Annotated in this window: 23 protein-coding genes; 7 read left to right on the top strand and 16 right to left on the bottom strand. The window is 75.0% G+C overall.

Features of this window, described 5'->3' with window-relative positions; translation table 11 throughout:
* Positions 1 to 71: 71 nt before the first annotated feature.
* Both SH587_RS22700 and SH587_RS22695 read right to left on the bottom strand, forming a co-directional pair.
* Positions 72 to 398 carry a hypothetical protein gene (locus SH587_RS22700; protein ID WP_320672944.1) on the bottom strand — a complete coding sequence of 109 codons (327 nt, stop codon included), beginning with the start codon at positions 396 to 398 and terminating at the stop codon, positions 72 to 74.
* A gap of 67 nt (positions 399 to 465) precedes the next feature.
* Positions 466 to 741 carry a hypothetical protein gene (locus SH587_RS22695; RefSeq protein WP_320672943.1) on the bottom strand — a complete coding sequence of 92 codons (276 nt, stop codon included), beginning with the start codon at positions 739 to 741 and terminating at the stop codon, positions 466 to 468.
* A 169-nt stretch (positions 742 to 910) separates the two neighbouring features.
* Between SH587_RS22695 and SH587_RS22690 the strand changes: the two genes are divergently transcribed.
* The 3 genes from SH587_RS22690 to SH587_RS22680 all read left to right on the top strand — a co-directional run bounded on the left by SH587_RS22690 (position 911) and on the right by SH587_RS22680 (position 5,015).
* Positions 911 to 1,390, top strand: a complete 480-nt coding sequence (locus tag SH587_RS22690) for a hypothetical protein (RefSeq protein WP_320672942.1) — start codon at positions 911 to 913, stop codon at positions 1,388 to 1,390.
* A 12-nt stretch (positions 1,391 to 1,402) separates the two neighbouring features.
* Positions 1,403 to 2,929: a BNR-4 repeat-containing protein gene (locus SH587_RS22685; protein WP_320672941.1), complete on the top strand. Its 1,527-nt coding sequence runs from the start codon at positions 1,403 to 1,405 to the stop codon at positions 2,927 to 2,929.
* A gap of 73 nt (positions 2,930 to 3,002) precedes the next feature.
* The gene (locus SH587_RS22680; protein WP_320672940.1) at positions 3,003 to 5,015 is read left to right on the top strand and encodes a DUF2079 domain-containing protein; all 2,013 of its coding nucleotides are present in this window, start codon (positions 3,003 to 3,005) and stop codon (positions 5,013 to 5,015) included.
* 16 nt (positions 5,016 to 5,031) lie between these two features.
* Here the strand turns inward: SH587_RS22680 and gatB are convergent, their stop codons facing one another.
* Genes gatB through SH587_RS22650 form a run of 6 tightly spaced genes read right to left on the bottom strand, consistent with a single transcriptional unit; the run spans position 5,032 to position 12,043 of the window.
* Positions 5,032 to 6,477, bottom strand: a complete 1,446-nt coding sequence (gene gatB / locus SH587_RS22675; RefSeq protein WP_320672939.1) for an Asp-tRNA(Asn)/Glu-tRNA(Gln) amidotransferase subunit GatB — start codon at positions 6,475 to 6,477, stop codon at positions 5,032 to 5,034.
* Positions 6,474 to 7,976, bottom strand: a complete 1,503-nt coding sequence (gene gatA / locus SH587_RS22670) for an Asp-tRNA(Asn)/Glu-tRNA(Gln) amidotransferase subunit GatA (protein WP_320672938.1) — start codon at positions 7,974 to 7,976, stop codon at positions 6,474 to 6,476. The genes gatB and gatA overlap by 4 nt, the downstream gene beginning before the upstream one ends.
* A 1-nt stretch (position 7,977) precedes the next feature.
* Positions 7,978 to 8,262 (bottom strand): Asp-tRNA(Asn)/Glu-tRNA(Gln) amidotransferase subunit GatC, encoded by a 285-nt coding sequence (gatC, locus tag SH587_RS22665; RefSeq protein WP_320672937.1) that lies wholly within the window; start codon positions 8,260 to 8,262, stop codon positions 7,978 to 7,980.
* Positions 8,263 to 8,310: 48 nt separating this feature from the next.
* Positions 8,311 to 8,766: a hypothetical protein gene (locus tag SH587_RS22660; RefSeq protein ID WP_320672936.1), complete on the bottom strand. Its 456-nt coding sequence runs from the start codon at positions 8,764 to 8,766 to the stop codon at positions 8,311 to 8,313.
* A 1-nt stretch (position 8,767) separates the two neighbouring features.
* Complete coding sequence (gene folD / locus SH587_RS22655) at positions 8,768 to 9,646, bottom strand: bifunctional methylenetetrahydrofolate dehydrogenase/methenyltetrahydrofolate cyclohydrolase FolD (RefSeq protein ID WP_320672935.1); 879 nt, start codon at positions 9,644 to 9,646, stop codon at positions 8,768 to 8,770.
* A gap of 18 nt (positions 9,647 to 9,664) precedes the next feature.
* Positions 9,665 to 12,043: an ATP-dependent helicase gene (locus tag SH587_RS22650; protein WP_320672934.1), complete on the bottom strand. Its 2,379-nt coding sequence runs from the start codon at positions 12,041 to 12,043 to the stop codon at positions 9,665 to 9,667.
* Positions 12,044 to 12,114: 71 nt separating this feature from the next.
* On the opposite strand from SH587_RS22650, the gene SH587_RS22645 reads away from it, so the two are divergent.
* Positions 12,115 to 12,987, top strand: coding sequence for a queuosine salvage family protein (locus tag SH587_RS22645; RefSeq protein ID WP_320672933.1), 873 nt, complete (start codon positions 12,115 to 12,117; stop codon positions 12,985 to 12,987).
* An 8-nt stretch (positions 12,988 to 12,995) separates the two neighbouring features.
* Here the strand turns inward: SH587_RS22645 and cysE are convergent, their stop codons facing one another.
* From cysE to SH587_RS22630, 3 genes are read right to left on the bottom strand one after another with little or no spacing between them, the layout of a single operon-like run.
* Entirely contained in the window at positions 12,996 to 13,730 is a 735-nt protein-coding gene (gene cysE / locus SH587_RS22640) for a serine O-acetyltransferase (protein ID WP_320672932.1), read from the bottom strand.
* Between the two features lie 58 nt (positions 13,731 to 13,788).
* On the bottom strand, positions 13,789 to 14,721 hold the full coding sequence (gene cysK / locus SH587_RS22635; protein WP_320672931.1) for a cysteine synthase A: 933 nt from the start codon (positions 14,719 to 14,721) through the stop codon (positions 13,789 to 13,791).
* A 1-nt stretch (position 14,722) separates the two neighbouring features.
* The gene (locus SH587_RS22630) at positions 14,723 to 15,118 is read right to left on the bottom strand and encodes an RrF2 family transcriptional regulator (protein ID WP_320672930.1); all 396 of its coding nucleotides are present in this window, start codon (positions 15,116 to 15,118) and stop codon (positions 14,723 to 14,725) included.
* Positions 15,119 to 15,169: 51 nt separating this feature from the next.
* On the opposite strand from SH587_RS22630, the gene SH587_RS22625 reads away from it, so the two are divergent.
* A complete protein-coding gene (locus SH587_RS22625) occupies positions 15,170 to 15,622 on the top strand; it encodes a VanZ family protein (protein ID WP_320672929.1) in 453 nt (150 codons plus the stop codon).
* Positions 15,623 to 15,632: 10 nt separating this feature from the next.
* On the opposite strand, the gene SH587_RS22620 is transcribed toward SH587_RS22625, so the two are convergent.
* From SH587_RS22620 to pdxR, 3 genes are all read right to left on the bottom strand, one after another.
* Complete coding sequence (locus tag SH587_RS22620; protein WP_320672928.1) at positions 15,633 to 16,679, bottom strand: HDOD domain-containing protein; 1,047 nt, start codon at positions 16,677 to 16,679, stop codon at positions 15,633 to 15,635.
* Positions 16,680 to 16,915: 236 nt separating this feature from the next.
* Positions 16,916 to 18,313 carry a glutamate--tRNA ligase gene (gene gltX, locus SH587_RS22615; protein ID WP_320672927.1) on the bottom strand — a complete coding sequence of 466 codons (1,398 nt, stop codon included), beginning with the start codon at positions 18,311 to 18,313 and terminating at the stop codon, positions 16,916 to 16,918.
* 44 nt (positions 18,314 to 18,357) lie between these two features.
* Positions 18,358 to 19,833, bottom strand: a complete 1,476-nt coding sequence (gene pdxR, locus SH587_RS22610) for a MocR-like pyridoxine biosynthesis transcription factor PdxR (RefSeq protein WP_320672926.1) — start codon at positions 19,831 to 19,833, stop codon at positions 18,358 to 18,360.
* 70 nt (positions 19,834 to 19,903) lie between these two features.
* Here pdxR and SH587_RS22605 point away from each other — a divergent pair, with 70 nt between their 5' ends.
* Together SH587_RS22605 and SH587_RS22600 are read left to right on the top strand one after the other, a co-directional pair.
* Positions 19,904 to 20,521: a carboxymuconolactone decarboxylase family protein gene (locus SH587_RS22605; RefSeq protein WP_320672925.1), complete on the top strand. Its 618-nt coding sequence runs from the start codon at positions 19,904 to 19,906 to the stop codon at positions 20,519 to 20,521.
* Positions 20,518 to 21,306, top strand: coding sequence for an isocitrate lyase/PEP mutase family protein (locus tag SH587_RS22600; RefSeq protein ID WP_320672924.1), 789 nt, complete (start codon positions 20,518 to 20,520; stop codon positions 21,304 to 21,306). The genes SH587_RS22605 and SH587_RS22600 overlap by 4 nt, the downstream gene beginning before the upstream one ends.
* 132 nt (positions 21,307 to 21,438) lie before the next feature.
* Here SH587_RS22600 and dnaE read toward each other — a convergent pair whose 3' ends face one another.
* Complete coding sequence (gene dnaE, locus SH587_RS22595) at positions 21,439 to 25,041, bottom strand: DNA polymerase III subunit alpha (protein WP_320672923.1); 3,603 nt, start codon at positions 25,039 to 25,041, stop codon at positions 21,439 to 21,441.
* Between the two features lie 84 nt (positions 25,042 to 25,125).
* The coding region (locus SH587_RS22590) for a hypothetical protein (RefSeq protein ID WP_320672922.1) at positions 25,126 to 25,325 on the bottom strand (200 nt) is incomplete at its 5' end.

Here is a 25,325-nt window from a genome sequence, read left to right as displayed (position 1 = left end):
GCCAACAGGAAAAGAGGCCGACGTCAGGACGGCCTCGGAACCAGCGAGGATAGCAGCGGGTTCGGGGCGTCCTACGGCTCGCCGGGGGCCGCCGGGGCCCGCTCGGGCGGCCGCACGCCGGGCGGCAGGTAGGCGACCTCGGGGAACGGCAGGTCGGTCCCGCAGCGCATGCACATCGTGTCGCTGATCGGCAGCATCCGGCCGCAGCCGTCGCAGCGCCGGCGCGGCTCGTGCTCGCGTCCGGGATAGACGATCGAGGCGATGAAGCCGAAGATCGGGACGCCGGCCGCGATCATGAACCAGACCAGGAACGAGCTGCCCTTGGCCTTGCCCTGGAGCCCGCCCGCGATCCCGAACAGGACGCAGACGAAGAGGAAGAAGAAGAACGAGGCGCCCACGTCGGTTCCAGGGTAGCGGCCGCGCCCTGGGGGTCCCGCTCCGCCTGCCCGGCGGAGCGGGCTGGTCTCAGAAGCCCCGCCGCTGCTGCTCGCGGTGCAGCCGCGGGTCGTGCTCGATCTCCTCGCGGTGGCGGCGCTCGATCAGCGCGTGCATCACCCACAGCACCGCCAGCACGACGACGGCGATCGAGACCCCGAGCGCGTCGTCGAACGAGATCGCCCCGAGCCCGGCGAAGAACGCGAAGACGGCGATCACGCCCAGCGCGAGGACCCAGAACGCGGCCCGCAGGATCTCGACGGCGTCGCGCGCACGGTGGTGGTGCGGGTCGTGGATCGTGGCCATCTGATCCCTCCTCGGTCGCTGCGGGCGTCGGTCGTTGCTCGTGGCAGATGATACGAGCATCGCGCGCGCGAGGCAACCGCCGGGGAGCCGCGACGGCGGCGGGGCGACGCGCCGCCGGCCGCTCCGGCAGGATGATGGGAGCGGCGCCCGGGACGTCCGGCGCCCGCCGATGAGGGGTACGACCACGTTCCGCTGGAGCAGCCTGAGCGCCGACGCCGCCACCCGCCTGGGTGAGCCGGTGCTGGCGGCGACCCCCGTGTCGCCCGTCCCCCGGCGTGCGCCGGGGTTCGGGTCGTGGGGCCACGAGCCGCTGACCGGCGCCGAGGTCCGCTACCTCGTCGTGACCCCGACGCGAGTCGTCGTCTACGCGCTCGATCGCGGTCGCCGCGGCGAGGCGTACTACCGGCTGCTGCGGGTCGAGATCGAGGCCCCGCGAACGGCGGTCGCCGGCGTCGCGCTCGGCCGACCGCTGGTGGCGCGGGCCTTCCGGGTCCGCCTGACCGACGGCTCGCAGTGGCCGCTCGAGGTCTCCCCCGCCCGCTCGCGCCAGTGGGGACCGGTGGTCGAGCTGCTCGGCCGGCTGCCCGCCGACAGCGGCCGCGAGAGCGTCTCCTCCGACCCCGCCCGCTCCCAGGACTCGCCGGCCTGAGGCCGACCGGCCGTGGCGCGCCGCTCAGCCTCCGCTCGGCGGCGACGGGCGGCCGTCGCCGTCGCGCTGACCGGCGGGCTGGCGCTGCCCGCCGCGACCGCCCCGGCCGCCGTCCCGCCCCCGGGTCCGCCGACGGTCACCCTCGCGAGCGTCGGCGCCTGGTGCTGGTTCGCCGACCCGCGGGCGATCGCCCACGGCGGCCGGGTCGTCTTCGGCTGGGTCGCCGACGACGGCTCGATCATGGCCGGCGACGACCGCGGCCGGCAGGTCGCGCTCGACCCGCGGCTGGAGCGTGACGACCACGACAACCCCGCCTTCTACGTCCGCCGCGACGGGCGGCTGATGGCCTTCTGGTCGGCCCACAACGGCCGCGAGCTGCGCTACCGGATGGCCGCGGCCGGGGTGGGGTCGAGCTGGGGCCCGGTCGGCCGCGCGCCGGCCAACCCGGGCGGCGGCGACGACCGCTACACCTACCCCAACCCGCTGCGGGTCGGGACGACGCTCTACCTCTTCTGGTCCGGCACCGCGACCACGGCGACCTACGCGACCTCGCCCGACGACGGCGATCGCTGGAGCGCCGCGCGGACGCTCTTCGCGGCGACCGGCCCGCGGGTCCGCTACGTCAAGTACCGGGCGGCGGCCGACGGGATCCACCTGGCGTGGTCGCTCGGCCACCCGCGCGAGGGCGCCAGCGGGATCCGCCACGCCGTGATCCGCGGCGGGTCGGTCGAGCGCCAGGACGGGACCCCGATCGGGCGGCTCGGCACGCCGCTCGACCCGACCGCGGGCGACCTGGTCTACGCCCCGACCGTCGCCGGCGGCGCCTGGATCCACGACCTCGCGGTGGTCGACGGCCGGCCCGAGATCGCCTACGCCGCCTTCCCCTCCGCGACCGACCACCGCTACCGCGTGGCCACCTGGGACGGCCGCCGCTGGCGCGACGAGCAGGTGGCCGCCGCCGGGCCCTCGTTCGAGCTGTCGGGCGCCGAGCCCTCGTACTCCGGCGGGATCGTGCTTGACCCGGCCCGTGCCGGCGTCGCCTACCTGTCGCGGCGGAGCGGCAGCGCCGTCCACGAGCTGGCCCGCGCCGAGCGGACCGCCGACGGCTGGACGCTGACCGCGATCACCAGCGACTCCGCGCAGCCGAACGTCCGCCCCTACCCGGTCGCCGGTGGCCTGGCCTGGATGCGCGGCGCCTACCCCGGCTACACCCGCTTCCGGACCGCGCTGGTCTGGCGGCCCGGGGCTCAGGCGCCGCCGCCGGCGGCGACCGCGGTCCGGGTCGTCGATCGGCGGCTGCCGCGCGACCGGCGGCTGCGGGCCATCGTCCACGGCCCCGGCGGACCGCTGCGGGTGCGGGTGGTGCGGCCGACCGCCGACGGTCGGCTGGCGATCGCCGGCGAGGTCGCCGGCCGGGCCCACGGCGGCCGGCTGACGGTCCGGCTGCCACGGCTGCGCGCCGGCCTGTACCGGGTCTCGGTCTGGCGCGGCGACCAGCGGCTGGGCTGGCGCCACGTGCGGGTGGCGGGCGCGCGGTGACCGCGTCCGCTCCCCGCGACGGCGGCCGCCGGCGGACCGGCGCCGCGCCGAAGGCCCTAGGCTGCGCCCGGTCATGACGGCCGACTCGCGCGCGCCGGCGGCCCCGTCCGCCCCCACCGCCCGCCTGCGGCGCGCGACCGCGCGCGTCGTCGGCGACCGCGATCCCGGCCTGCTGCTGACCGTCGCGGCGGCGGTCCTGCTCGGCCTGGCCTACGCGGTCTGGGCCACCCAGCGCCAGCGCTGGTACCTGACCGACGGCTACGACCTGGGGATCTTCGACCAGGCCGCCCGCCACCTGGCCCACCTGCAGTGGCCGGCGTCGTCGATCCGCGAGGTCGACAACCTCTGGGGCGACCACTTCCACCCGATCATCGTCGTCTGGGGCCTGGCGCGGGCGATCTGGCCGTCGCCGAACGCGCTGCTGGTGACCCAGGCGGCGGTCGTCGCGGCGGCGATGGTGCCGCTCTACCTGTTCGCCCGCGAGCGCGCCGGGCGCTGGCCGGCGCTGCTGATCGCGCTCGCCTACGGCAGCTCCTGGGGCGTCCAGCGGGCGATCGACTTCGACGTCCACGAGCTGGCCTTCGGGCCGCTCTTCCTGGCCTGCGCGGTGCTCTTCGCCGACCGCCGGCGGTGGGGCTGGTACTGGCTCAGCGCGCTGCTGCTGCTGACCGTCAAGGAGGACGTCTCGCTGCTGGTGGTGGCGGTCGGGCTGTGGCTGGCGCTGGCCGGCGAGCGCCGCCATGGGCTGGCGACGATGGCGCTCGGCGCCGCCTGGTACCTGGCCGCGACCCGCTGGTGGATCCCCCACTTCGCCGACGGCCAGCCGTTCTCGTACTGGAGCTACCACCAGTTCGGGGACGACCTGCCCTCGGCCCTCGGCCACCTGATCACCCACCCGTGGAAGCTGGTCACGGTCGCAGTCTCGCCGGCCCCGAAGGCGGAGACGCTGCTCTTCCTCTTCGCCCCCTTCCTGCTGGTGACCCCGTGGCTGACGCGGCTGGCCGTGATCCCGCTGCCGCTGCTGGCCGAGCGGTTCCTCTCCGACCAGCCGGTCTACTGGGGCAACGCCTTCCACTACTCGCTGCTGCCGATGGCGGCGCTGGCGATCGCATCGGCCGGCGGCGTCGGCACGATCCGCGGCTGGATCGCCGCCCGGCCGGCGTGGGCCGACCGGCGGGCGCTGCGCGCGCTGCCGGTGGCGCTGGCCGCCGCCGGGCTGGTCGTCGGCACCGGGGCCTGGTTCAAGGTCTACGGCTCGCACGGGACCTTCGGCGAGTCGCCGCTGGCCTCGATGGCGCGGCTGCAGCCGCCGGCGCGGGTGGTCGACCGCGAGCTGCTCGACCGGGTCGTGGCGGCCGTTCCCCGCAGCGGCGCGATCGCCGCCCCGCAGATGCTCCAGCCGCACCTGACCGGCCGCGACCAGGACGTCTTCCTGCTCGAGTCGCGCAACCCCGACGAGCCGGTCCACGCCGCCAGCGCCGACAACGTCGTGCTCGACCTGCCGGGCAGCGACATCGTCAACCTCGACCCGGGCGAGATGGCGCGGGTGATGGACGCCGTCGAGCAGCGGCTGGTGCGCGGCGACCTGGTGCCGGTGCGGGCCTTCGGCGAGGGCTGGATCATCCTCCGCTCGCCGCGGGCCCCCGGCGGCGCCCGGCGGCCGGCCGACCTGGCCCCGCTCAGCGGTCGCGGCGCCGACGACGCCCGCCGCGCGCTGCGCCGCTGGAGCGCCGAGACCGGCCGCTGGCTGGCCGCCTGCACGCCGGCGATCGGCTGCACCGCCCCGGCGCTGGCCGAGCTGCGGCGGGCCGCCCGGCAGCAGACCGCCGCGCTGCGGGCCGCCGCCGCGGCTGCCGAGGGCGGCTGCCGCGGGGTGCTCGACGAGGCCGCCAAGACCCCCGACCTGGTGGTCGCGCGGCTGGCCGACCGCTCGGCGAACCCGCAGGACGTCTCGGCCGCCACCTGGCTGCGGCGGACGCTGGAGGCGCGCTACCTGGGCGCGCCGCGGCGGGCGCTGCTGGTCTGCACCCGCTCGGCCGTGGCCACCCCGGCCCCGCCGGACGCCAGCGCGGCGATGCCGCGCTGAGCGCCCGCCCGCCGGCTCAGAGCCCCAGGATCTCGCGGGTCAGGCGGGTGACCTCGCCGCCGTCGGCGCGGCCCTTGGTCTCCTTCATCACGTGGCCGACGATCGCCCCGATCGGCTTCATGTTGCCGCTCTTGAGCTTCTCGACCACGTCGGGGTTGGCGGCCAGCGCCGCCTCGACGATCGGGCGCAGCTCGTCGCCGCCGCCGATCGCCGCCAGCCCCTCGCGCTCCACGATCGCCTGCGGCGCGCCGCCCTCGGCGACCAGCGCGTCGAGCACCTGCTCGCCCGCCTTGCGGGTGATCGTCTTGGCCTGGACCAGCGCGACGAGCTGCGCCAGCGCGGCCGGCTCGACCTTCGAGCGGGCCGGATCGGAGTCGGCCTCCTCATCCGCCTCCAGCCGCCGGACCAGGTCGTTGCCGACCCAGTTGGCGATCTGCTGGCGGTCGCCGTCCGGCCCGGCGGCGGAGACGACGGCCTCGTAGTAGTCGCCCAGCTCGCGACGGAAGGCCAGCAGCCGGGCCGACTCCTCGTGCAGCCCGTGCTCGTCACGGAAGCGCTCGGAGCGCTCCAGCGGCAGCTCCGGGATCGCCGCCCGGGCGCGGTCGACCAGCTCCTGCGGGACCCGCAGCGGCGGCAGGTCGGGCTCGGGGAAGTAGCGGTAGTCGTGCGACTCCTCCTTCGAGCGCAGCGACGTGATCGCGCCGGTCCGCGGGTCGAAGTGCAGCGTCTCCTGGTCGATCGTGCCGCCCGACTCCAGGATCCGGGTCTGGCGGGCGATCTCGGCGTTGATCCCCTGCTCGATGAACCGGAACGAGTTCATGTTCTTCAGCTCGGTCTTGGTGCCGAGCTCGCTCTGGCCGACCGGGCGGATCGAGACGTTGGCGTCGCAGCGCAGCGAGCCCTCCTCCATGTTCACGTCGCTGACGCCGAGCTGCCGCAGCGTCTCGCGCAGCAGCCGCAGCCAGGCCGACGCCTGCTCGGCCGAGCCGATGTCGGGCCGGGTGACGATCTCCGCCAGCGGGGTGCCGCCACGGTTGTAGTCGACGACCGACGAGGTCGAGCCGCCGATCCGGCCGCTGGCCCCGGCGTGGACGAGCTTGGCCGCGTCCTCCTCCAGGTGGACCCGCTCCAGCCGCACGTCGCCGAGCTGCCCGCCGGAGACCAGCGGCTCGTCGAACTGGCTGATCTGGTAGCCCTTGGGCAGGTCGGGGTAGAAGTAGTTCTTGCGGTGGAAGACCGAGCGGTCGGCCAGCTCGCCGCGGAACGCCATCCCGATCATCAGGCCCAGCCGCACGGCCTCCTGGTTGACCACCGGCAGCGTGCCGGGCAGGCCCAGGCAGACCGGGCAGGTGTGGGTGTTCGGCGGGTCGCCGAAGACCAGCTCGCACGAGCAGAACATCTTCGTGCGGGTCGCCAGCTGGACGTGGATCTCCAGCCCGATCACGGGCTCGTAGGCGGTCATGCGGCCCCTCCGCTCGTGGCGTCGCCATCGGTCGTGAGCCCCAGGGCCGGCGTGCCGTCGAAGCCGAGCGCCTGCTCGAGCGCGTGCGCCGCCTCGAGGATCCGCTGCTCGCTGAAGACCGGACCCGACAGCTGGAGCCCGACCGGCAGCCCCTCGGAGAGCCCGCAGGGGATCGAGATCGCCGGTACGCCGGCGAGCGAGAAGGGCAGCGTCGACGTGTCCGCCTGGTACATCGCCAGCGGATCGTCGACCCGCTCGCCGAGCTTCCAGGCGACGGTCGGGCTGGTTGGCGTGGCGATCAGGTCGACCTCCTCGTGGGCGGCGCGGAAGTCCTCGACGATCTTGGTCCGGACCTGCTGCGCGCGGCCGTAGTAGGCGTCGTAGTAGCCGCTGGAGAGGGCGAAGGTGCCGAGCATGATCCGGCGCTTGACCTCGGGCCCGAAGCCGTCGTGGCGGGTGCCGGTGTAGAGCGAGACGAGGTCGTCGGCCGGGACGCGATTCCCGTAGCGGACGCCGTCGAAGCGCGAGAGGTTCGAGGACGCCTCGGCCGGGGCCAGCACGTAGTAGGCGGCCAGCGCGTGGCGGGCGTGCGGCAGGGCGACGTCGGTGACGGTCGCGCCGAGGTCCTCGGCCCGCCGCAGGGCAGTGTCGAAGGCGGCGCGGACGCCGGGCTCGACGCCCTCCCCCAGCAGCTCGACCGGGACGCCGATCCGCAGCCCGTCGAGCCGCTCGGCGGTCGGCAGGCCGAGCTCGTCGCCACCGCCCCAGCCGATCGAGGTCGCGTCGCGCGGGTCGACGGGACCGGTCAGGTGGCGGAAGAGCAGCGCCGTGTCGGCGACGGTGCGGCCGATCGGCCCGGCCTGGTCGAGCGACGAGGCGAAGGCGATCATGCCGTAGCGCGAGACGGTGCCGTAGGTCGGCTTCAGCCCGACGACGCCGCAGAGCGCGGCCGGCTGGCGGACCGAGCCGCCGGTGTCGGTGCCGAGCGCGACCGGGGCCAGGCCGGCGGCGACCGCGGCCGCCGAGCCGCCCGACGAGCCGCCGGGGACGCGGGTCCGGTCCCAGGGGTTCTTGACCGGGCCGAAGGCCGAGTTCTCGTTCGACGAGCCCATCGCAAACTCGTCCTGGTTGGTCTTGCCGAGGATCGTCGCCCCGGCGTCCTGCAGGCGCGCGACGGCGGTCGCGGTGTAGGGCGGGCGGTAGCCGCGCAGCAGGTTGGAGCAGGCGGCGGTCGGGACCCCGGTGATGCAGAAGAGGTCCTTGATCGCCACCGGCAGGCCGGCGAGGACCGTGTCGGCCCCCGGCCGCGGGCGCTCGTCGGGGCCGCCGAAGCCGCCGGCCGCGGCGCTGTCCGGGCCGTCGGCCAGCCAGGTGAAGCTGTTGGTGTCGTCGGCGGCGGCGCGCTCGCGGTAGGCCGCGAACAGCTCGTCGATGGAGAGGTCGCCGCGGCGCAGGGCGGCGGCCGCCTCGACGGCGGTGAGGCTGATCGGATCGGTCATATCAGGCCTGCGGGCTGGGGACGCGGAAGCCGTCCTCGGAGGCGCCGGGTGCCTGGTCGAGGGCGACCTCCCGGGGCAGCGAGACGTGCGGCTCGTCGGCCCGCAGGCGGCTCTCCGAGGCCAGCACGTGGGCGGTCGGCGGGACCCCGTCGAGGTCGAGCTCGCCGATCGTCTCCAGGTGGCCGAGCACGGCCGACAGCTCGCGCGCCATCGGCTCGATCTCGTCCTCGTGGAGGTCGAGCCGGGCGAGCGCGGCCACGTGCAGAACGGTGTCGCGGTCGATCACCTGCCGGATGCTAGTGACCGCGGCCCGGCGGGCGCGGTCCGTGCGGCCTCAGTCCGGCCGCAGCGGCGGGACCGGCCGCGGCGGCGGCGGGTCGAAGGCGCTCTCGGGCGCCCCGCGGCGCTCGTCGGCGACCGCGACCCAGAGCCCGGCCAGCGCGACCAGCAGCCCGGCCAGGCCGAGCCAGCCGCCGGCCGCCGGGTCGAGGCCGCCCGGCGCGGCCAGCAGCGTGCGGACGACCGTCGCCAGCAGCGTCAGCAGGCCGAGCGTCCCGGCCAGCACGAGCGAGACCACGGCGCCGAAGGTCGGTCGCCCCGGCGCCGCCCGCTGGGCCAGCGCCAGCACCACCACGATCGCGAGCGCGAAGAGCACGACCAGGTCCTCCCACGGCCGCCCGAGGGCGGAGAAGCCGCGGCCGTCGAACCAGTCGAGGAACAGCGAGGCGACCAGCGCCAGCAGGCCGACCAGCGCCAGCAGCTCCCCACGGCGCAGGCGGCCGATCGCCACCTCAGACCTCGCCGGCCTGGAGCCGCGCGGCCTGGACCGTGTTGGCCAGCAGGGTCGCGATCGTCATCGGGCCGACGCCGCCGGGGACCGGCGTGATCGCCCCCGCGACAGCGACCGCCTCGTCGAAGGCGACGTCGCCGACCAGCGCCGAGGAGCGGCCGGCGGGCGGCTCGGGCAGCCGGTTGATGCCGACGTCGATCACCGTCGCGCCGGGCTTGATCCAGTCGCCGCGGACCATCTCCGGCCGGCCGACGGCGGCCACCAGGACGTCGGCGCGGCGGGCGACGGCGGCCAGGTCGCGGGTCCGCGAGTGGGCGATCGTGACGGTCGCGTTGCGCTGCAGCAGCAGCTGGGCCATCGGCTTGCCGAACAGGTTCGAGCGGCCGATCACCACCGCCTCGGCACCCGACAGCTCGGCGCCGGCGTGGTCGAGCAGCCGGATGCAGCCGGCCGGGGTGCAGGGCCGCAGGCCCGGCAGGCCCAGCGCCAGCCGCCCGGCCGAGGCGACGGTCAGGCCGTCGACGTCCTTCTCGGCCGCGATCAGGTTGGTCAGCTCGACCCCGTCCAGGTGGTCCGGGACCGGCAGCTGGCAGAGGATGCCGCTGACCTCGGGGTCGGCGTTCAGGCGCTCGATCAGGGCCACGACCTCGTCGCGCGGGGCGTCGGCGGCCAGCCGGTGGTCGAAGCCGCGGATGCCGGCCTCGGCGCAGGCCTTCTGCTTGCCGCCGACGTAGACCGCGCTGGCCGCGTCCTCGCCGACGAGGATCGTGGCCAGGCCCGGCGGTCGGCCGTGGCGGGCGACGAACGCCTGCACCTCGCGCGTGACCTCGGCGCGGACCTCGGCCGCGACCTGCTTGCCGTCGATGATCGTCGCGGGCATCGGGCGGGAGGCTAGCGCTCAGACCGGCTCGAGTCGGGCGAAGCCGGCGATCAGGCGCCGCTCGCCGTGCTCGTCGAAGTCGACCACGATCACCGTCTCGTCGACGGTCACCACGTCGCCCTCGCCGAACTTGCCGTGGCGGACCCGCTGGCCGGGGACCACGTCCGGGACGTCGTCGCCGGCCCCGCCGGCCGCCGCGCGACCGGCCGAGCCGAGCTCGCTGCCGCGCCGCAGGCCGAGGTCGGCCAGCGATCGGCCGCCTCCGCCGCCACCCCCGCCGATCCGGCCGATGCCCGAGGTGCCGCCGTAGCGCGGCCGCGGGACCGCCTGGACGCCGCCGCTCAGTGCCTCGGGCGAGGACTCGTCGAGCGCCTCGACCGGCAGCTCGCGCAGGAAGCGGCTGGGCACCTGCGACTGCGGCGGGCCGTAGAGGCCGCGGCGGCGGGCCCAGGTCAGGGCCAGGTGGCGGCGGGCGCGGGTCAGGCCGACGTAGGCCAGCCGCCGCTCCTCCTCCAGCTCGCCGGCGTCGATCGCGCGGCTGTGGGGGAAGACGCCGTCCTCGCAGCCGATCAGGAAGACGCTGTCGAACTCCAGCCCCTTGGCGTTGTGGAGCGTCATCAGCGTGACCGTGGACGCGCTCCCCCCCTGCCCGTCGTCCTTCTGGTCGGCGTCGGAGAGCAGCGCCGTCTGCTGCAGGAAGCGGTCGAGCGGGCGCAGGCTCTCGCGCTCCTCGTCGGGCGCGGCCCCGGCGTCCTCGTGGTCGAACTCGTCGGCGTAGGCGTGCAGCTGCTCCAGGTTCTCCAGCCGGCCCTCGTCCTGGGGGTCGCTGGAGGCCTCCAGCTCGGCCCGGTAGCCGGTCACCCGCAGCACCGCCTCGACCAGGTCGGCGATCGTGCTGCCGGCCTCGACCGCCGCCCGCAGCTCGTGGACCTGCTCGGCGAAGGCGCCGACCGCGCGGATCGCGGCGGTCTTCAGCCCCGCCGCGGCCGGGTCGTCGAGCACCTGCAGCGGCGTCACGCCGAGCGTCTCGGCGTGGGCCAGCAGCCGGCCGACGGTGGTGTCGCCGATCCCGCGCTTGGGCCGGTTGACGATCCGCTGGAAGGCGACCGTGTTGGCCGGGTTCAGCAGCCACGCCAGGTAGGCGAGCACGTCCTTGACCTCGGCCCGGTCGAAGAAGCGGACGCCGCCGATCACCTGGTAGCCGAGCTCGGCCCCGGTCAGCGCCGTCTCGATCGCCCGCGAGAGCGCGTTGGTGCGGTAGAGGACGGCCGTCTCCCCCAGCGGCACGCCCTCGCCGGCCAGCCGCTCGATCTCCGCCACCACCCAGCGGGCCTCGGCGTGGTCGTCGGGCAGCGCCCGCACCCGCACCGGATCACCGGCGCCGAGGTCGGTCCAGAGGTGCTTCTTGCGCTGGTTGGCGTTGTGCTCGATCAGCCCGTTGGCGGCGTCGAGGATCTGCTGGGTGGAGCGGTAGTTCTGCTCCAGCCGCACGACCTTGGCGTCGGGGAAGTCGTCCTCGAAGTCGAGGATGTTGCGGATGTCGGCCGAGCGGAAGCCGTAGATCGACTGGGCGTCGTCGCCGACCACCATCAGGTTGCGGTGGCCGGGCTCCTCGCCCTCCAGCGGCCCGAACTCGTCGTCCGGGCCCTGGTGCATCGGGTCGTCCATGCAGAGCAGCTGCAGGAACCGGTACTGGGCCGGGTTGGTGTCCTGGTACTCGTCGACCAGCACGTGCTTGAAGGCGTTGCGGTAGCGCTCGCGGACCTCGGGGAAGCGCTCGAAGAGGTCGACCGTGCGGCCCATCAGGTCGTCGAAGTCCATCGCGTTGTTGGCCACCAGCGCCTGCTGGTAGCCGCGGTAGGCGTCGACGATCGTGCGGTCGTAGAAGCCGGCGGCCTGGTCGGCGGCCTGCTCGACGCTGCGGAGCCGGTTCTTGTGGTCGGAGATCCGGTTGTGGACGGCGCCGGGCGTGAAGCGCTTGGTGTCGGCGCCCTGGCCGTCGAGGACCCGCTTCAGCAGCCGCTTGGCGTCGTCCGAGTCGTAGATGGTGAACTGGCGCGAGTAGCCCAGCCGCTCCGCCTCGACCCGCAGGATCCGCGCGCACGAGCTGTGGAAGGTCGAGACCCAGAGGCCGCGCGTCGAGTGGCCGAGCAGCTCGCCGACCCGGTTCCGCAGCTCGGCCGCCGCCTTGTTGGTGAAGGTGACGGCCAGGATCTCGCCGAGGCCGGCCTGGTTGGTCCGCACCAGCCACGCGACCCGGTGGGTCAGGACCCGGGTCTTGCCGGAGCCGGCGCCGGCGATCACCAGCAGCGGACCGCCCTCGTGGGCGACGGCCTCCCGCTGGGGGTCGTTCAGCCCCTCGAGCAGCTCGGCGGCGTAGGCGTCGACGGAGGACACCCATCGAGGATAGGAGCCGGCCCGGCGGGCCGCGCGGCCGCCGCGTCGGAGCCGGCCGCTACGGTGCACGCATGTCCCTCCCCGACGAGGTTCGCGGCCACGCGGCCGCGGTCGCCGCCGACGCCCGCTTCGTCACGATCGACCACGAGGCGCTCGGCGCGCTCGAGCCGGGCACGGTGCCCGAGCAGGACGCCACCCGCCACTTCCACGAGGGCGAGCCGGCCGACGTCGCCGACTACGTGCTGACGCTGAACGCGATCAACTTCGGCTCCGGCTGGTTCCCGACCCTCCGCAAGCGCCCGGACTCGAGCGGCTACTGGACGGTGGCGTGGGCGCTGGCCGACCACTTCCGCGATCACGGGCCGTGGTCGGCGGCGGCGCTGCGGCAGCTGACGGCGGCCGACGTCGCGGCGGTCCTCGGCCAGGACCCGGGACACCACCTGATGGCGCTCTACGGCGAGGCGCTGCGGGCGCTGGGCACGTTCCTCGGCGAGCGGCGGGCGGCCGACCTCTTCGCCGCCGCCGACGGCTCGGCGGTGCGGCTGGCCGAGATGGTCGTCGACGGGATGCCGTTCTACCGCGACCACGGGCTCTACAAGCGGGCCCAGATCCTCGGCAGCGACGTGGCCACCTTCGGCGTCGGCGAGCTCCACGACCTCGACCGGCTGACGATGTTCGCCGACAACCTGGTCCCCCACGTCCTCCGCTGCGCCGGCGTCCTGCACTACGACGACGACCTGGCGGCGGCGATCGACGAGGGCGACCTGCTGCCGCTGCACCGGGCCGAGCACGAGATCCGCTGCTGCGCGCTGCACGCCGTCGAGCTGCTGAGCGCCCGCACCGGCGTGCCCGCGCGGCACCTCGACGCCTGGCTGTGGGACGCCGGCCAGCGGCCCGAGGTCAAGGCCCGCCCGCGCCACCGCTGCCGGACCGTCTTCTACTGAGCCGCCGCTCAGCCGCCGGCCGGGCTGCGGCCCTGCTTGGGGCGCAGCTCGTGGACCTGGGCGCCGTCGGCGTCGGCCGCGGTCGGGCCGCTGGCCGGGGTGCCGCCGAGGTCGCGGACCTGCTGCTCCAGCTCGACCACGCGGCGGCCGAGGGCGCGGACCGCGTCGGCGACCGGGTCGGGCAGGTGGATCCAGTCGGCGTCGGGACCCTCGACCTTGCGGCCGTCGATCCGGACCGGGTGGCCGGGGTTGCCGACGACGGTCGCGTTCGGGGGCACGTCGGTGATCACGACGCTGTTGGCGCCGACCTTGGCGCCGTCGCCGACGGTGATCGGGCCCAGCAGCTTGGCGCCGGAGCCGATCGTGACCCGGTCGCCGACGGTCGGATGGCGCTTGCCGACCTGGAAGCCGGTCCCGCCGAGCGTCACGCCCTGGTAGATCGTCACGTCGTCGCCGATCCGGGCCGTCTCGCCGATCACGACCCCCGACCCGTGGTCGATGAAGAGCCCCTGGCCGATCTCGGCCGCGGGGTGGATCTCGATCCCGGTCAGGGTCCGCGAGACGTGGGCCACCAGCCGCGGCAGCAGCGGCACCCCGCGCCGCCGCAGGCGGTGGCTGAGGCGGTGGGCCAGCAGCGCCTGGACACCGGGCCAGGTGGCCAGGATCTCGAAAGTCCCGACTCCGCGAGCGGCGGGATCGCGCTCGCGCGCGGCCTGCACGTCCCGTCGAAGCTCCACGAACATCGCCGCCAAGGCTAGCGCGCCGCCGAACGCGGACCGCGGTTGCGGACCGAAGTCCGATTCACCGCGGCTGGAAGAACGGCATGCTCGCGTAGCGCTCGCCGCTGTCGGGCAGGATCACGGCGATCCGCTTGCCCTTCGACTCCGGCCGCTCCGCCACCCGCACGGCGGCGTTGAGCGCGGCCCCGCACGACAGCCCCGCCAGCACCCCGCAGCGCTTCGAGACCGCCCAGGCGGTGTCGATCGCGTCGTCGTCGGTGACGGTCAGGATCTCGTCGACCACCCGCCGGTCGAGCACCGGCGGCACGAAGCCGGCGCCGATGCCCTGGATCCGGTGGGGACCGGCCTGCTCGCCCGAGAGCACCGCCGACGAGGCCGGCTCGACGCCGACCACCAGGGTCTTCTCGTTCTTCGCCTTCAGCGCGTGGCCGACGCCGGTGATCGTGCCGCCGGTGCCGATCCCGGCCACCAGCACGTCGATCCGGCCGTCCAGCTGCTCCAGCAGCTCCGGCCCGGTGGTCTTCTTGTGGATCGCCGGGTTGGCCGGGTTGGCGAACTGGTCGGGCATCCAGACGTCGTCGGCGTCGGCCAGCGCGCGCGCCGACTCGACCGCCTCGGTCATGCCGCCCATCGACTCGACCACCTCGACCCGCGCCCCGAACAGCCGCAGCAGCGTCTCGCGCTCGCGGCTCATCCCCTGCGGCAGGGTGATCACCAGCTCGTAGCCGCGGGCGGCGGCGACGAAGGCCAGGCCGATCCCGGTGTTGCCGCTGGTGGCCTCGACGATCGTGGTCCGGCCGGGGGTGATCCGGCCCTCCTTCTCCGCCGCGAGCACCATCGCGAGCGCGATCCGGTCCTTGACCGAGCCGCCGGGGTTGTACTGCTCGAGCTTCCCGTAGAGCTCGACGCCGCTGCCCTCGGGCTCGAGCGGGGCCAGCCGCACGACCGGCGTGCGGCCGACCAGGCCGGTGATGTCGGTGATGTCTTCGGGCATCTCAGATCCAGTACATCGTCTGGCCCTGTTCCCGGGCCTCGCGGTCGATGACGTCCTGGATCGTGGTGGTGGCCAGGACCTCGCGGGCGGCGGCGGCGACCTCGGCGAAGACGCCCTTGGCGTCCTGCCCGACCGGACCGTCGAGCATCTCGACCACCTCGAGCACGGTGATCTCGCGCGGGTCGCGCGTCAGCACGTAGCCGCCGTGGACGCCGCGCTGCGAGCGCAGCAGGCCGGCCCGGCGGAGGGTGGCGAACAGCTGCTCCAGGAACTGGCCGGGGATCTCGCGCCGGCGCGCCAGCTCGGCGACCGGCACCGGGGTCGTCATGCCCCCGGCCCGGCCGAGCTCGGTCAGGGCCTGGACGGCGTAGGGCGACTTGGCGGTGATCGACAGCATCAGGTGATCCGTGAGGTGGTCCGCGGAGCGGCCTCGTAGGCTGTCGATCCTATGCGAGGGGCCGGACCGCACGTCACGCCCGCCGGCCGCGGCCGGCGCGCCAGCCTGCTCGTCCCGCCGCTGGCGCTGATGGGGCTGATCTGGTTCCTCAGCGCGCAGTCCGACCTGAAGACCGAGCTGGGGCAGCTGGACCTGGTGCTGCGCAAGTGCGCCCACGTGACCGAGTTCGGGCTGCTGACGCTGCTGGTGGCGCGGGCGGTCGACGGCTGGCGGCGACCGTCGCGGCCGCTGCCGGCGCTGGTCGCCCGCTGGTGGGGCGCGCCGCTGGCCGCCGGCGCCGCGGTCGCGATCGGCTGGGCGGCGATCGACGAGCTGCACCAGCACCACGTGCCGGGGCGGGTCGGGACCCCGCGCGACGTGGCGATCGACGCGATCGGGATCGCCGCCGCCGCGCTGCTGGTCCGCTGGGCGGCGCGGCGGGCGCCGCGGCCACGACCGGCGTAGCCGCCGCGGCTCAGAGCCAGCCTCGCTCGACCGCGATCAGGACCGCCTGGGCCCGATCGACGGCGCCGAGCTTGCCGTAGATGTTGTGCAGGTGGGTGCGGACGGTGCTCGTCGACAGCCCCAGCTCGCTGGCGATCTGCTTGTAGACCCGGCCCGCGGCCAGCCGCCGCAGGACCTCCATCTCGCGGCTGGAGAGCGGGCACGGCGCGGCCCCCCGCGAGCGCCGCGGAGCGGGCAGCGCCTGGTCGTAGAGCAGCCCGCGGAGGACCGGCGCGTCGATCCCGACGTTGCGGGCGACCCGCATCAGGATCTGGGGCGAGACCTCGTCGCCGTGGGCGTGGTGGGCCAGCAGGTCGGCCAGCCGCAGGACCGAGACGTCGCGGTCGGCCTCCTCGGCGTGGTGGCGCTCGACCAGCCGCGCCAGCTCCCGCGGGAGCCCCCAGCGGCGCATCAGCACGCCGCCGACCAGCGCGTGGTCGACGCCGAGCTCGCGGCGCTCGCCGACCAGCCGCTCCTCGGGCGTCGCGTCGGCGGCCAGCAGCTTGTCGGGGTAGCCCTGGTGGGCGTGGCGGAGGACCAGCTTGCCGACGTCGTGCAGCAGCGCCGCGGCCGACAGCAGGTCGACGTCGATCTCGTCGACGACGCCGGCGATCCGCTGGACCGCGCCCTGGACGGCGGCCACGTGGCGGCGGTAGGCGTCGGCCTCGCGGCCCCAGCCACCGCTGCGGTCGAAGAAGTCGACCGTCCGGGTCCGCTCGGCCAGCACCCGCAGCGACGGCGGGGTGACGGCCTCGATCGCCTCGGCGATCGAGGAGACGCGGCCGGCGGCACCGGTGTCGAGCCGGTTGGCCAGCCGCAGGACCGAGAGCCCGAGGCCGAGGTCGGTCTCGATCGCCGAGACGACGGCGGCGGGATCGATCGGCTCGGCATCGAGGGCCGCGAACAGCCGCGCCTGCGACTCGCCGAGGGCCGGGAAGCCCTCCAGCGCCTCGAAGGCGGCGGTCAGACGGCGGCCGTGCTGCTCGTTCGGGCGGGTCGGGACCGCGGCGACCGACACCCGCGAGCGCCCTGATGGACCGCCGGCGGCGGACGGGAGGGGCGGGGTCAGCGTGGCAGCGGAAGGTCTCACGAGCGATCGGCGGTCGACACCAAGGACTCTGGACGTATCGGCAGTTCCGGCATCGAACTTGAGTCCGGTTGCCTGGACAGCGCCCGGTCACTGTGTCCGTTTACACCGTATCCCCTGTGATGGACGACGATTTGGCGTGCTCGCCGAACCTTTTGGAATCGCGTTCAGGTGGCGAGCGCGGCGTCGATCCGCCGCAGCGTCTCGTCGCGGCCGAGGGCGGCCGCCGACTCGAAGACCCCCGGCGAGACGGCCGTGCCGGCCAGCGCCACCCGCAGCGGCTGGAAGACGTCCTTGGCCTTCGCCCCCCGCTCGCCGACCAGGCCGCGGAGCGCCCCGTCGACCGCCTCGAGCGAGAACGGCTCGAGCGCGGCCAGCGTCGCGCGGACGGCGGCCAGGTGCTCGCGGTGCGGCTCGTCGAGCCACTTCTCGCGCGCCTTCGGGTCGTCGACCGGGCCCGCGAAGAGGAAGCCGGAGAGCGGCCAGAAGTCGTCGACGGTCTGGATCTTCTCCTGGCTGATCTCGACCGCGGTCCGCAGCAGCTCGTCGCGGCCGGCGATCGCGTCGCCGTGGCCGCTGCGGCGCAGGTGCTCGGCGATCGTCGCCGTCAGGCCGTCGAGGCCCTGGGCCCGCAGGTAGCGGCCGTTCAGCCAGCGCAGCTTCTGCTCGTCGAAGCGGGCCGGGTTCTTCGAGACCCGGGCGACGTCGAACCGCTGCTGCAGCTGCTCGCGCGAGAGCTCGGTCTCGTCGTCCTCGTCGCCCCAGCCGAGCAGCGCCAGGTAGTTGAGGACCGCGTCGGGCAGGTAGCCGGCGTCGCGCAGCTCCTGGACCGAGGCCGCGCCGTGGCGCTTGGAGAGCTTCTTGCCGTCCGGCCCGTGCAGCAGCGGCAGGTGGGCGAAGAGCGGCGGCTCGGCGCCCAGCGCCTGGTAGACGAGCAGCTGCTTGGGGGTGTTGGAGAGGTGGTCCTCGCCGCGCACGACGTGGGTGATGCCGGCGTCGAGGTCGTCGATCGCGACCGCCAGGTTGTAGAGCGGGCTGCCGTCGCCGCGGGCGACCACCGGATCGTCCAGGTGGACGTTGCGGAAGGTCGTGTCGCCGCGGATCAGGTCGCGGACGACGGTCTCCCCCTCCGGCACCCGCAGGCGGACGGCGGCGGTCTCGTCGTCGTCGGCGGCGCGGGTCGGGTGGTCGCCGCCGCGGAAGCCCTTGTCGGCGCCGTGCTCGGCCTTGTAGGCCTGGACGTCGTCGGCCTTGGCGTGCGAGCGGTAGGCCTGGCCGTCGGCCAGCAGCTGCCGGATCACCGCCCGGTGGCGCGGCTCGTGCTGGGTCTGGAAATCGATCCCGCCCTCCACCCCCTCGACCTCGTCCCAGTCGATCCCCAGCCAGCGGAGCGCGTCGAGGATCTGCTCGACGTTCTCCGGGGTCGAGCGCTCGCGGTCCGTGTCCTCGATCCGCAGCAGCAGCTGGCCGCCGGAGCCGCGGGCCATCAGCCAGTTGTAGAGGGCCGTCCGGGCGCCGCCGATGTGCAGGGCACCGGTCGGCGAGGGAGCGAAGCGCACGCGCATGCGGCCAAGGCTAGGGAAGCGGCGGCGGTCGGCGCCGGCCGGGGTCAGCCGCGGGCCTCGGCGACCAGCTCGGCCAGCTCGCGCGCCGCCCGCTCGACCGACGGGTCGGGCAGGTTGCCGAACCCGACCAGCAGCATCGGACCGGCCAGCGGATGGTCGGGCAGGCTCTCGGCCGCGCCCGGCGTGCGGCCGACGACCGCCCCGTGGAGGGCGACCCCGCGGGTCCAGGCGCGCTGCAGCAGCGTCGTCAGGTCGACCGGCTCGGGCAGCCGCACCGTCACGTGCAGGCCGGCGGCGACCCCCAGCGCCTCGGCCTCGGGCAGCAGCGCGTCGAGCGCCCGCAGCAGCCGGTCGCGGCGGCGCCGGTAGCGGTCGCGGCTGCGGCGGACGTGGCGGTCGTAGGCGCCCGACGTCAGCAGCTCGGCCATCGTCAGCTGGACCAGGACCGAGGTCCCGCCGTCGGCCCAGCCCTTGGCCGCCACCAGCCGCTCGCGGAACCCGGGCGGGGCCGCGATCCAGCCGAGGCGGGTGGCGCCGGCGAGGGTCTTGCTGGCCGTTCCCAGGTAGGCGACCCGCTCCGGCGCGCCGCCCTGCAGCGCCGGCGGGGCGTCGCGGTCGTAGCGGTACTCGCCGTCGTAGTCGTCCTCGATCAGCAGCGCGTCGCGGGCGGCGGCCCAGGCCAGCAGCGCCGAGCGCCGCTCGGGCCCGAGCACGCCGCCGAGCGGGAACTGGTGGGCCGGAGTCACCAGCGCGGCGGCCACGTCGCCCTCGGGCAGCGCGCCGACGTCGATCCCGTCGCGGTCGACCGGCACCACGATCGTCTCGATCCCCGCCCGCCGGAAGAGCTCGTGGTGGAGCGGGAAGCCCGGGCCCTCGACGACGACCGGTCCGGCGTCGCGCAGGACCTCGGCCAGCAGCGCGATCGACTGGGTGGTGCCGGAGGTGACCACCAGCCCGTCGGCGTCGGTCCGGACCCCGCGGGCCCGGCCGAGGTAGGCCGCGAGCGCGGCGCGAAGGGCCGGCGTGCCCTGGTGGTCGGTGCCCTCGAGGACCCCGTCGGGCGCCTCGCGGAGCGCCGTCGCGGCCGCGTCCGCCCAGCCGCGGCGGGGGAAGGCGCCCAGCTCGGGCACGTAGGAGCGGAGGTCGATCCGCGGCGTCGGCGGCGGTCGCCGGACCGGGCCGGCGGGGGCCTCGACCGGCGGCGGGGCGGCCGGCGGCGCGACGTCGGTGCCGCCGCCCGGCCGGGTCCGCAGCACGCCCTCGGCCCGCAGCTGGGCGTAGGCCTCGACCACCACCCCGCGCGAGACGCCGAGGTCGCCGGCGAGCGTGCGGGTCGAGGGCAGGGCGGTGCCGGCGCCCAGGCGGCCGTCGGCGACCGCGTCGCGCAGCGCCTGCTCCAGCTGCTCGTGGAGCGGTCCGTCGCCGCGCCGCAGGGCGACGGCCAGGTCGAGCCCGCGCGGCGGCCGGCCGCCGGGCGGGGAGTGGTCCGCCGTCGGGGCGGGGTTCCGGTCCTTGCCCATCGCGCGCGGCCAAGCCTAGCCTGAGATCGAGCCCGGCGAAGGCCGGGACCGACCGACGGAAGGACCGGCGATGACGCGGATCAGCGAGGTGCGGGACGGCGGGGGCGGGCTGCTGGGGCGGTACGCCTTCCGGGCCTCCCGCAAGGCGACCGGACAGGTGATGGGCGCGCTGCGGGTGGCCCTCCACCACCCCGGGCTGACGCTCGGCGTCGGGGCGATGGAGCGGCAGCTGGAACGCAGCCGTGACGTCGAGCCGCGGCTGGTCGAGCTGGCGGTGCTGAAGGCGGCGACGGTCGTCGGCTGCGAGTACTGCGTGGACATCGGCTCGTTCCTGGCCCGCACCCAGCACGGCGTCAGCGAGGAGCAGATCCGCGAGCTGGTCCGTTACCGCGAGAGCGCGGCCTTCGACGAGCGCGAGCGGCTGGTGCTCGACTACGCGGTGGCCATGAGCCGGACCCCGGTCGCGGTCGACGACGCGCTCTTCGCCGCCCTCCGCGAGCAGTTCGACGAGCGGCAGCTGGTCCACCTGACGACGGCGATCGCGTGGGAGAACCACCGCGCGCGCTTCAACAGCGCCTTCGACATCGACCCCGACGGCTACTCGACCGGCGCGGTCTGCGCGGTGCCGGTGGCCGCGTCCGCCGTCCCGGCCGACGAGCCGGTCGCGGCCGGCCCCGCTCGGGGATGAGCAGCCTGCGGACCGCCGCCCGTGGGGGGCTCGCGGAGCGGGCGGCGCGGCTGCGGGCGCTCCACGCCGAAACGGCGGGCCGGCCGCTGGTGCTGCCGTCGGTCTGGGACGCGGCCAGCGCGCGGGCGGCGGTCGCGGCCGGTTTCCCGGCGGTCGCGACGGCCAGCGCCGCGGTCGCCGCCAGCCTCGGCCGGCCCGACCGCGAGGGGGTCGACGTCCACCGGATGCTCGACGCCGTCGGCGCGATCGCGGCCGCGGTCGACGTGCCGGTGACCGCCGACCTGGAGTCCGGCTACGGGCTGACGGCGACGGCGCTGGTCGACGGCCTGCTCGACGTCGGCGCGGTCGGCCTGAACCTGGAGGACAGCGACCACGGCGCCGGCGGCCGGCTGCGGTCGCCGGCGGAGCAGCAGGCGCTGCTGTCCGCGGTCCGCGGCGCCGCCGACGACAGCGGGATCGGGGTGGTGCTGAACGGCCGCTGCGACCTGCTGCTGCACGCCGACGGCGACCCCGGGACGCGGATCGACCGCACGATCGAGCGGCTGCGGGGCTACGCCGAGGCCGGGGCCGACGTGCTCTACCCGATCGGCAGCCGCGACCCGGCCGACCTGCGGCGGCTGGTGGATGCCCTCCCCCGGCCCGTCAACGCGATCGCCGAGCCGGGCGACGACCTGGCCGCGCTGGCGGCGACCGGCGTCCGCCGGATCACCTTCGGGCCCTACCTGCAGCGGGCGACGATGGCCGCGATGGCCGACCTGCTGGCGCCCTGGCGGCGGGTGGCGTAGGGCGGCCGGACCCTGTCGCCTGGGGCGGCCGCAGCCGCGGCCGCCCGGCCCGGCCGGGCCCGGCGACGTGCCCAGCCCCGGCGGCGCGACCCGGCCCGTCGGCGCGGCCCGCCGGACCAGCCCGCTCCGCCCCTAGGCCGCCACCGGCTGCGGCACCGGCGCCGCCGCGGTCGGGGCCGGCGGGGCCGCCGCCGACAGCGCGCCCTCGCCGAACAGCCGCTCCAGCTCGACCTCGAGCGTCGGCCCGGGGGCGACCCGGAAGCCCTCGCCCAGCCGCAGCGTCCGCGGGCCGGCCGAGGTGGCGATCGTCAGCACCACCGCCGAGTCGCCCTCGTGGTCGCGCAGCAGGTGCTTGAGCCGGTCGAGCGCCGACTCCAGCACCGCGCCGCCCTCGACCCGCACGTGCAGCTCGGTCGGCAGCGCCGCGGCCACCCGCTCGGCACGCCGGGCGTCGGCCGCCCCCTGAGCCTGGGCGATCTCGTCCTGCGAGGGCCGGAACGGCTTGGCGCTCTGGACCAGCAGCGCCGGCCGGTCGGCGTCCTGCAGGTCGACGCGACCGCGGACCAGCACCACCTCGTCCGGCTGCAGCAGCGGCTCCAGCTCGGGGACCGCCTTCGGGAAGACGACCAGGTCGACGCTGCCCTCGGTGTCCTCGAGCACGCCGCGCAGCATCAGGTCGCCCTTGCGGGTGGTGATCCGGCGGATGTCGGCGACCATCCCGCCGACCTCGATCCACTGGTCGTGGGCGCGGGTCCGGAGGTCGGCGATCCCGCAGTCGGTCGCCTTCGTCAGCGCGTCGCGGACGTCCTTCAGCGGGTGGGCGGAGAGGAACAGGCCGATGACCTCCTTCTCCATCGCCAGCAGCTCGCGCTGGTCGAACTCCGCGGTCGGGATCGGCGGGTGGGCGACCGAGGCGGCCGGCGCCGACTCGCCCCCGCCCATCTCCCCGCCGAGGTCGAAGATCGAGCCCTGGCCGGCGGCGGCGTCCTGCTGGACCTTCTTGCCCGCCGCCTGGGCGTCCTCGACCACCGACAGCATCCCCTGGCGGGTGGCCCCGGTCGAGGAGAACGCGCCGCAGCGGATCAGCGAGTCGAGCGCCTTGCCGTTGACCGCCCGGTGATCGACCCGCTCGCAGAAGTCCCACAGCGACGAGAACTGCTGCTCCTCGCGGGCCTCCTTGATCGCCTCGACCGCGGCGTGGCCGACGCCCTTGACCGCGTCGAGCCCGAACCGGATCGCCCCGTCGTGGACGGTGAACTCGTGGTCGGACTCGTTGACGTCCGGCGGCAGGACGTCGATCCCCATCTCCTCGCAGGTGTTGAGGAAGAACGGGACCTTGTCCTTGGTCGACATCACCGAGGACAGCAGCGCCGCCATGTACTCGGCCGGGTAGTTGGCCTTCAGCCAGGCGGTGCGGTACGAGACCAGGCCGTAGCAGGCGGCGTGCGACTTGTTGAACGAGTAGTCGGCCGACGCCTCGTTGGTCTTCCACAGCCAGTCGATCACGCCCGGATCGGTGCCGGAGGCGGCGCAGCCCTGGCGGAAGAGCGGCTCCAGCTCCGCCATCTTGTCGCGCTTCTTCTTGCCGATCGCCTTCCGCAGGTCGTCCGCCTGACCGGGGGTGAACCCCGCCAGGGCACGCGAGATCAGCATCGCCTGCTCCTGGTAGAGGATCACGCCCTTGGTCGGGCCGATGATCGGCTCCAGGCGCGGATCGGGGATCCGGATCGTCGCCGGGTCGTGCTTGCCCGCCGCGTAGGTCGGGATCTGCGCCATCGCGCCCGGGCGGTAGAGCGCCACCAGGGCGATCAGGTCGTCGAACTCGGTCGGGACCACCTGGCGGAGGGCCTTGCGCATGCCCTCGGACTCGAACTGGAAGACCCCGATCGAGTCGCCGCGGGCCAGCATCTCGTAGGTCTTGCGGTCGTCGAGCGGCACCTCGGCGATGTCGATCCGCTGGCCGGTCGACTGCTCGATGATCCCCAGGGCGTCCTCGATCACGTCGAGGTTGCGCAGGCCCAGGAAGTCCATCTTCAGCAGGCCGAGCTCCTCGATCGGCCCCATCGGGAACTGCGTGACCTGGTTGTAGATCTTGCGGCCGCCCTCGTCGACCTTGCGGCTGTCGGAGAGCAGCAGCGGCACGACGTCGGTCAGGTCGCGGTCGCTGATCACGACCGCGGCCGCGTGGATGCCGAAGGCGCGGACGTTGCCCTCCAGGCCGAGCGCGGTGTCGAGCACCTGCTTGGCGACCGGGTCGCCGCCGTAGGCCTGGCGCAGCTCGGCGCCCTCGGGCAGCTGCTCGTTCTCGTCGAGCAGCTTCGCCAGCGGCGGCGTCTTGCCCATGATCGGGTCGGGCACCAGCTTCGCCAGCCGGTCGCCGGTGGCGTAGTCGAAGCCGTGGATCCGCGCCGAGTCCTTGGTCGCGTTGCGCGGCAGCATCCGGCCGAAGGTGACGATCTGGGCGACCCGCTCGCGGCCGTACTTCTCGGTCACGTACTCGATCACGCGCTCGCGGCCACGGACGGAGAAGTCGATGTCGATATCCGGCATCGACACGCGGTCCGGGTTGAGGAAGCGCTCGAACAGCAGGTTGTACTCGAGCGGGTCGATGTCGGTGATCCCGAGCGCGTAGGCGATCAGCGAGCCGGCGGCCGAGCCACGACCCGGGCCGACGGGGATCTGGTGCTTCTTGGCCCAGTGGATGAAGTCCCAGACGATCAGGAAGTAGGCGTCGTAGCCCATCCGGTTGATGACGCCCAGCTCCATCTCCGCGCGCTCGCGGGCAGCGCCCGGGATCGGGTCGCCGTAGCGGGCCCGCAGGCCCTCGTCGACGCGCGCGCGCAGGTAGGCGGCCTCGTCCTCGCCCTCGGGCAGGAACCGCGGCAGCAGCGTCTGGCCGAGCGGGACCTCGACGTTGCAGCGGTCGGCGATCTCGAGCGTGGTCGGGATCGCCTCCGGCCACTCGGCGAAGTCGCTGGCCATCTCCTGGTTCGACTTCAGGTAGAAGACGTTGTCGGTGAAGGCATCGGCCATCTTCGGGTTGGCCAGCGTCGACTGGGTCGAGACGCAGAGGATCGCCCGGTGGGTCGAGTAGTCCTCCGACCGCAGGTAGTGGACGTCGGCGGTGCCGACGATCGGCCGCCCCGTCTCGCGCGCGATCCGCACGATCTGCTCGTTGCACTTGTCCTGCAGCGGGACGAGGTTCTTCTGGACCTCGAAGTAGACGTTGTCGCGCCCGACCGCCTGGAAGAGGTCGTCGACGTGGGCCCGGGCCTCGTCCAGCTTCTCGTCGGCGATCCGCTTGCAGAAGCGCGAGGCGAGACAGCCGCTGAGCACGATCAGGCCGTCGCCGTTCTCCGCCAGCTGGCCGTAGTCGACGGCCGGCTTGCCGCGGTGGAAGCCCTTGGTGTAGCCGAGCGAGCTGAGCCGCATCAGGTTGCGGTAGCCCTGCTGGTCGCGGGCCAGCACGGTCAGGTGGTTCATCTCCCGCTTGCCGTCGCGGAAGGCGTGGTCGTCGGTCAGGTAGAGCTCGCAGCCGACGATCGGCTTGACGCCCTCCTTCTTCGCCGCCTTGTACAGCTCGACGGTGCCGTTCATGACCCCGTGGTCGGTCAGCGCGACCGCCGGCTGCTCCAGCTCCGCGGCCCGCTTCACGAGCTTGCCGATGTTCGGCTGACCGTCGAGCAGCGAGTACTCGGAGTGGACGTGCAGGTGGACGCAGGGACCGGAGCTCACGACCTTCAGGCTACGGGCCGCGCCGGACAGCGGGGGGCCGTTCGCGGCGGTTCGCGGAAACCCCGTGCAAACGGCCGCCGTCGGCTACGGCGCGTCGCTCGGCGGGGCCTGCGCGCGCAGCCGCTCGGCCGCGTCCTCGAGCCCGCGGATGACCTCGTCGGCGGCCTCCAGGCGGCCGCCGGCGAGCAGCTCGCGGGCGCCGCGGGCCAGCTCGCCGAGCCGCCGCGGATCGTCGCCGGCGACCGCCGGCGGGGCGGCCTCGGCGAGCGCGCCCTCGGCGCCGT

This window comes from Patulibacter defluvii (genome assembly GCF_034096925.1).
Taxonomy (GTDB): Bacteria; Actinomycetota; Thermoleophilia; order Solirubrobacterales; family Solirubrobacteraceae; genus Patulibacter; species Patulibacter defluvii.
The sequence above is the reverse complement of the archived record's forward strand: the minus strand, read 5'-3'. Positions and strand labels throughout refer to the sequence as shown.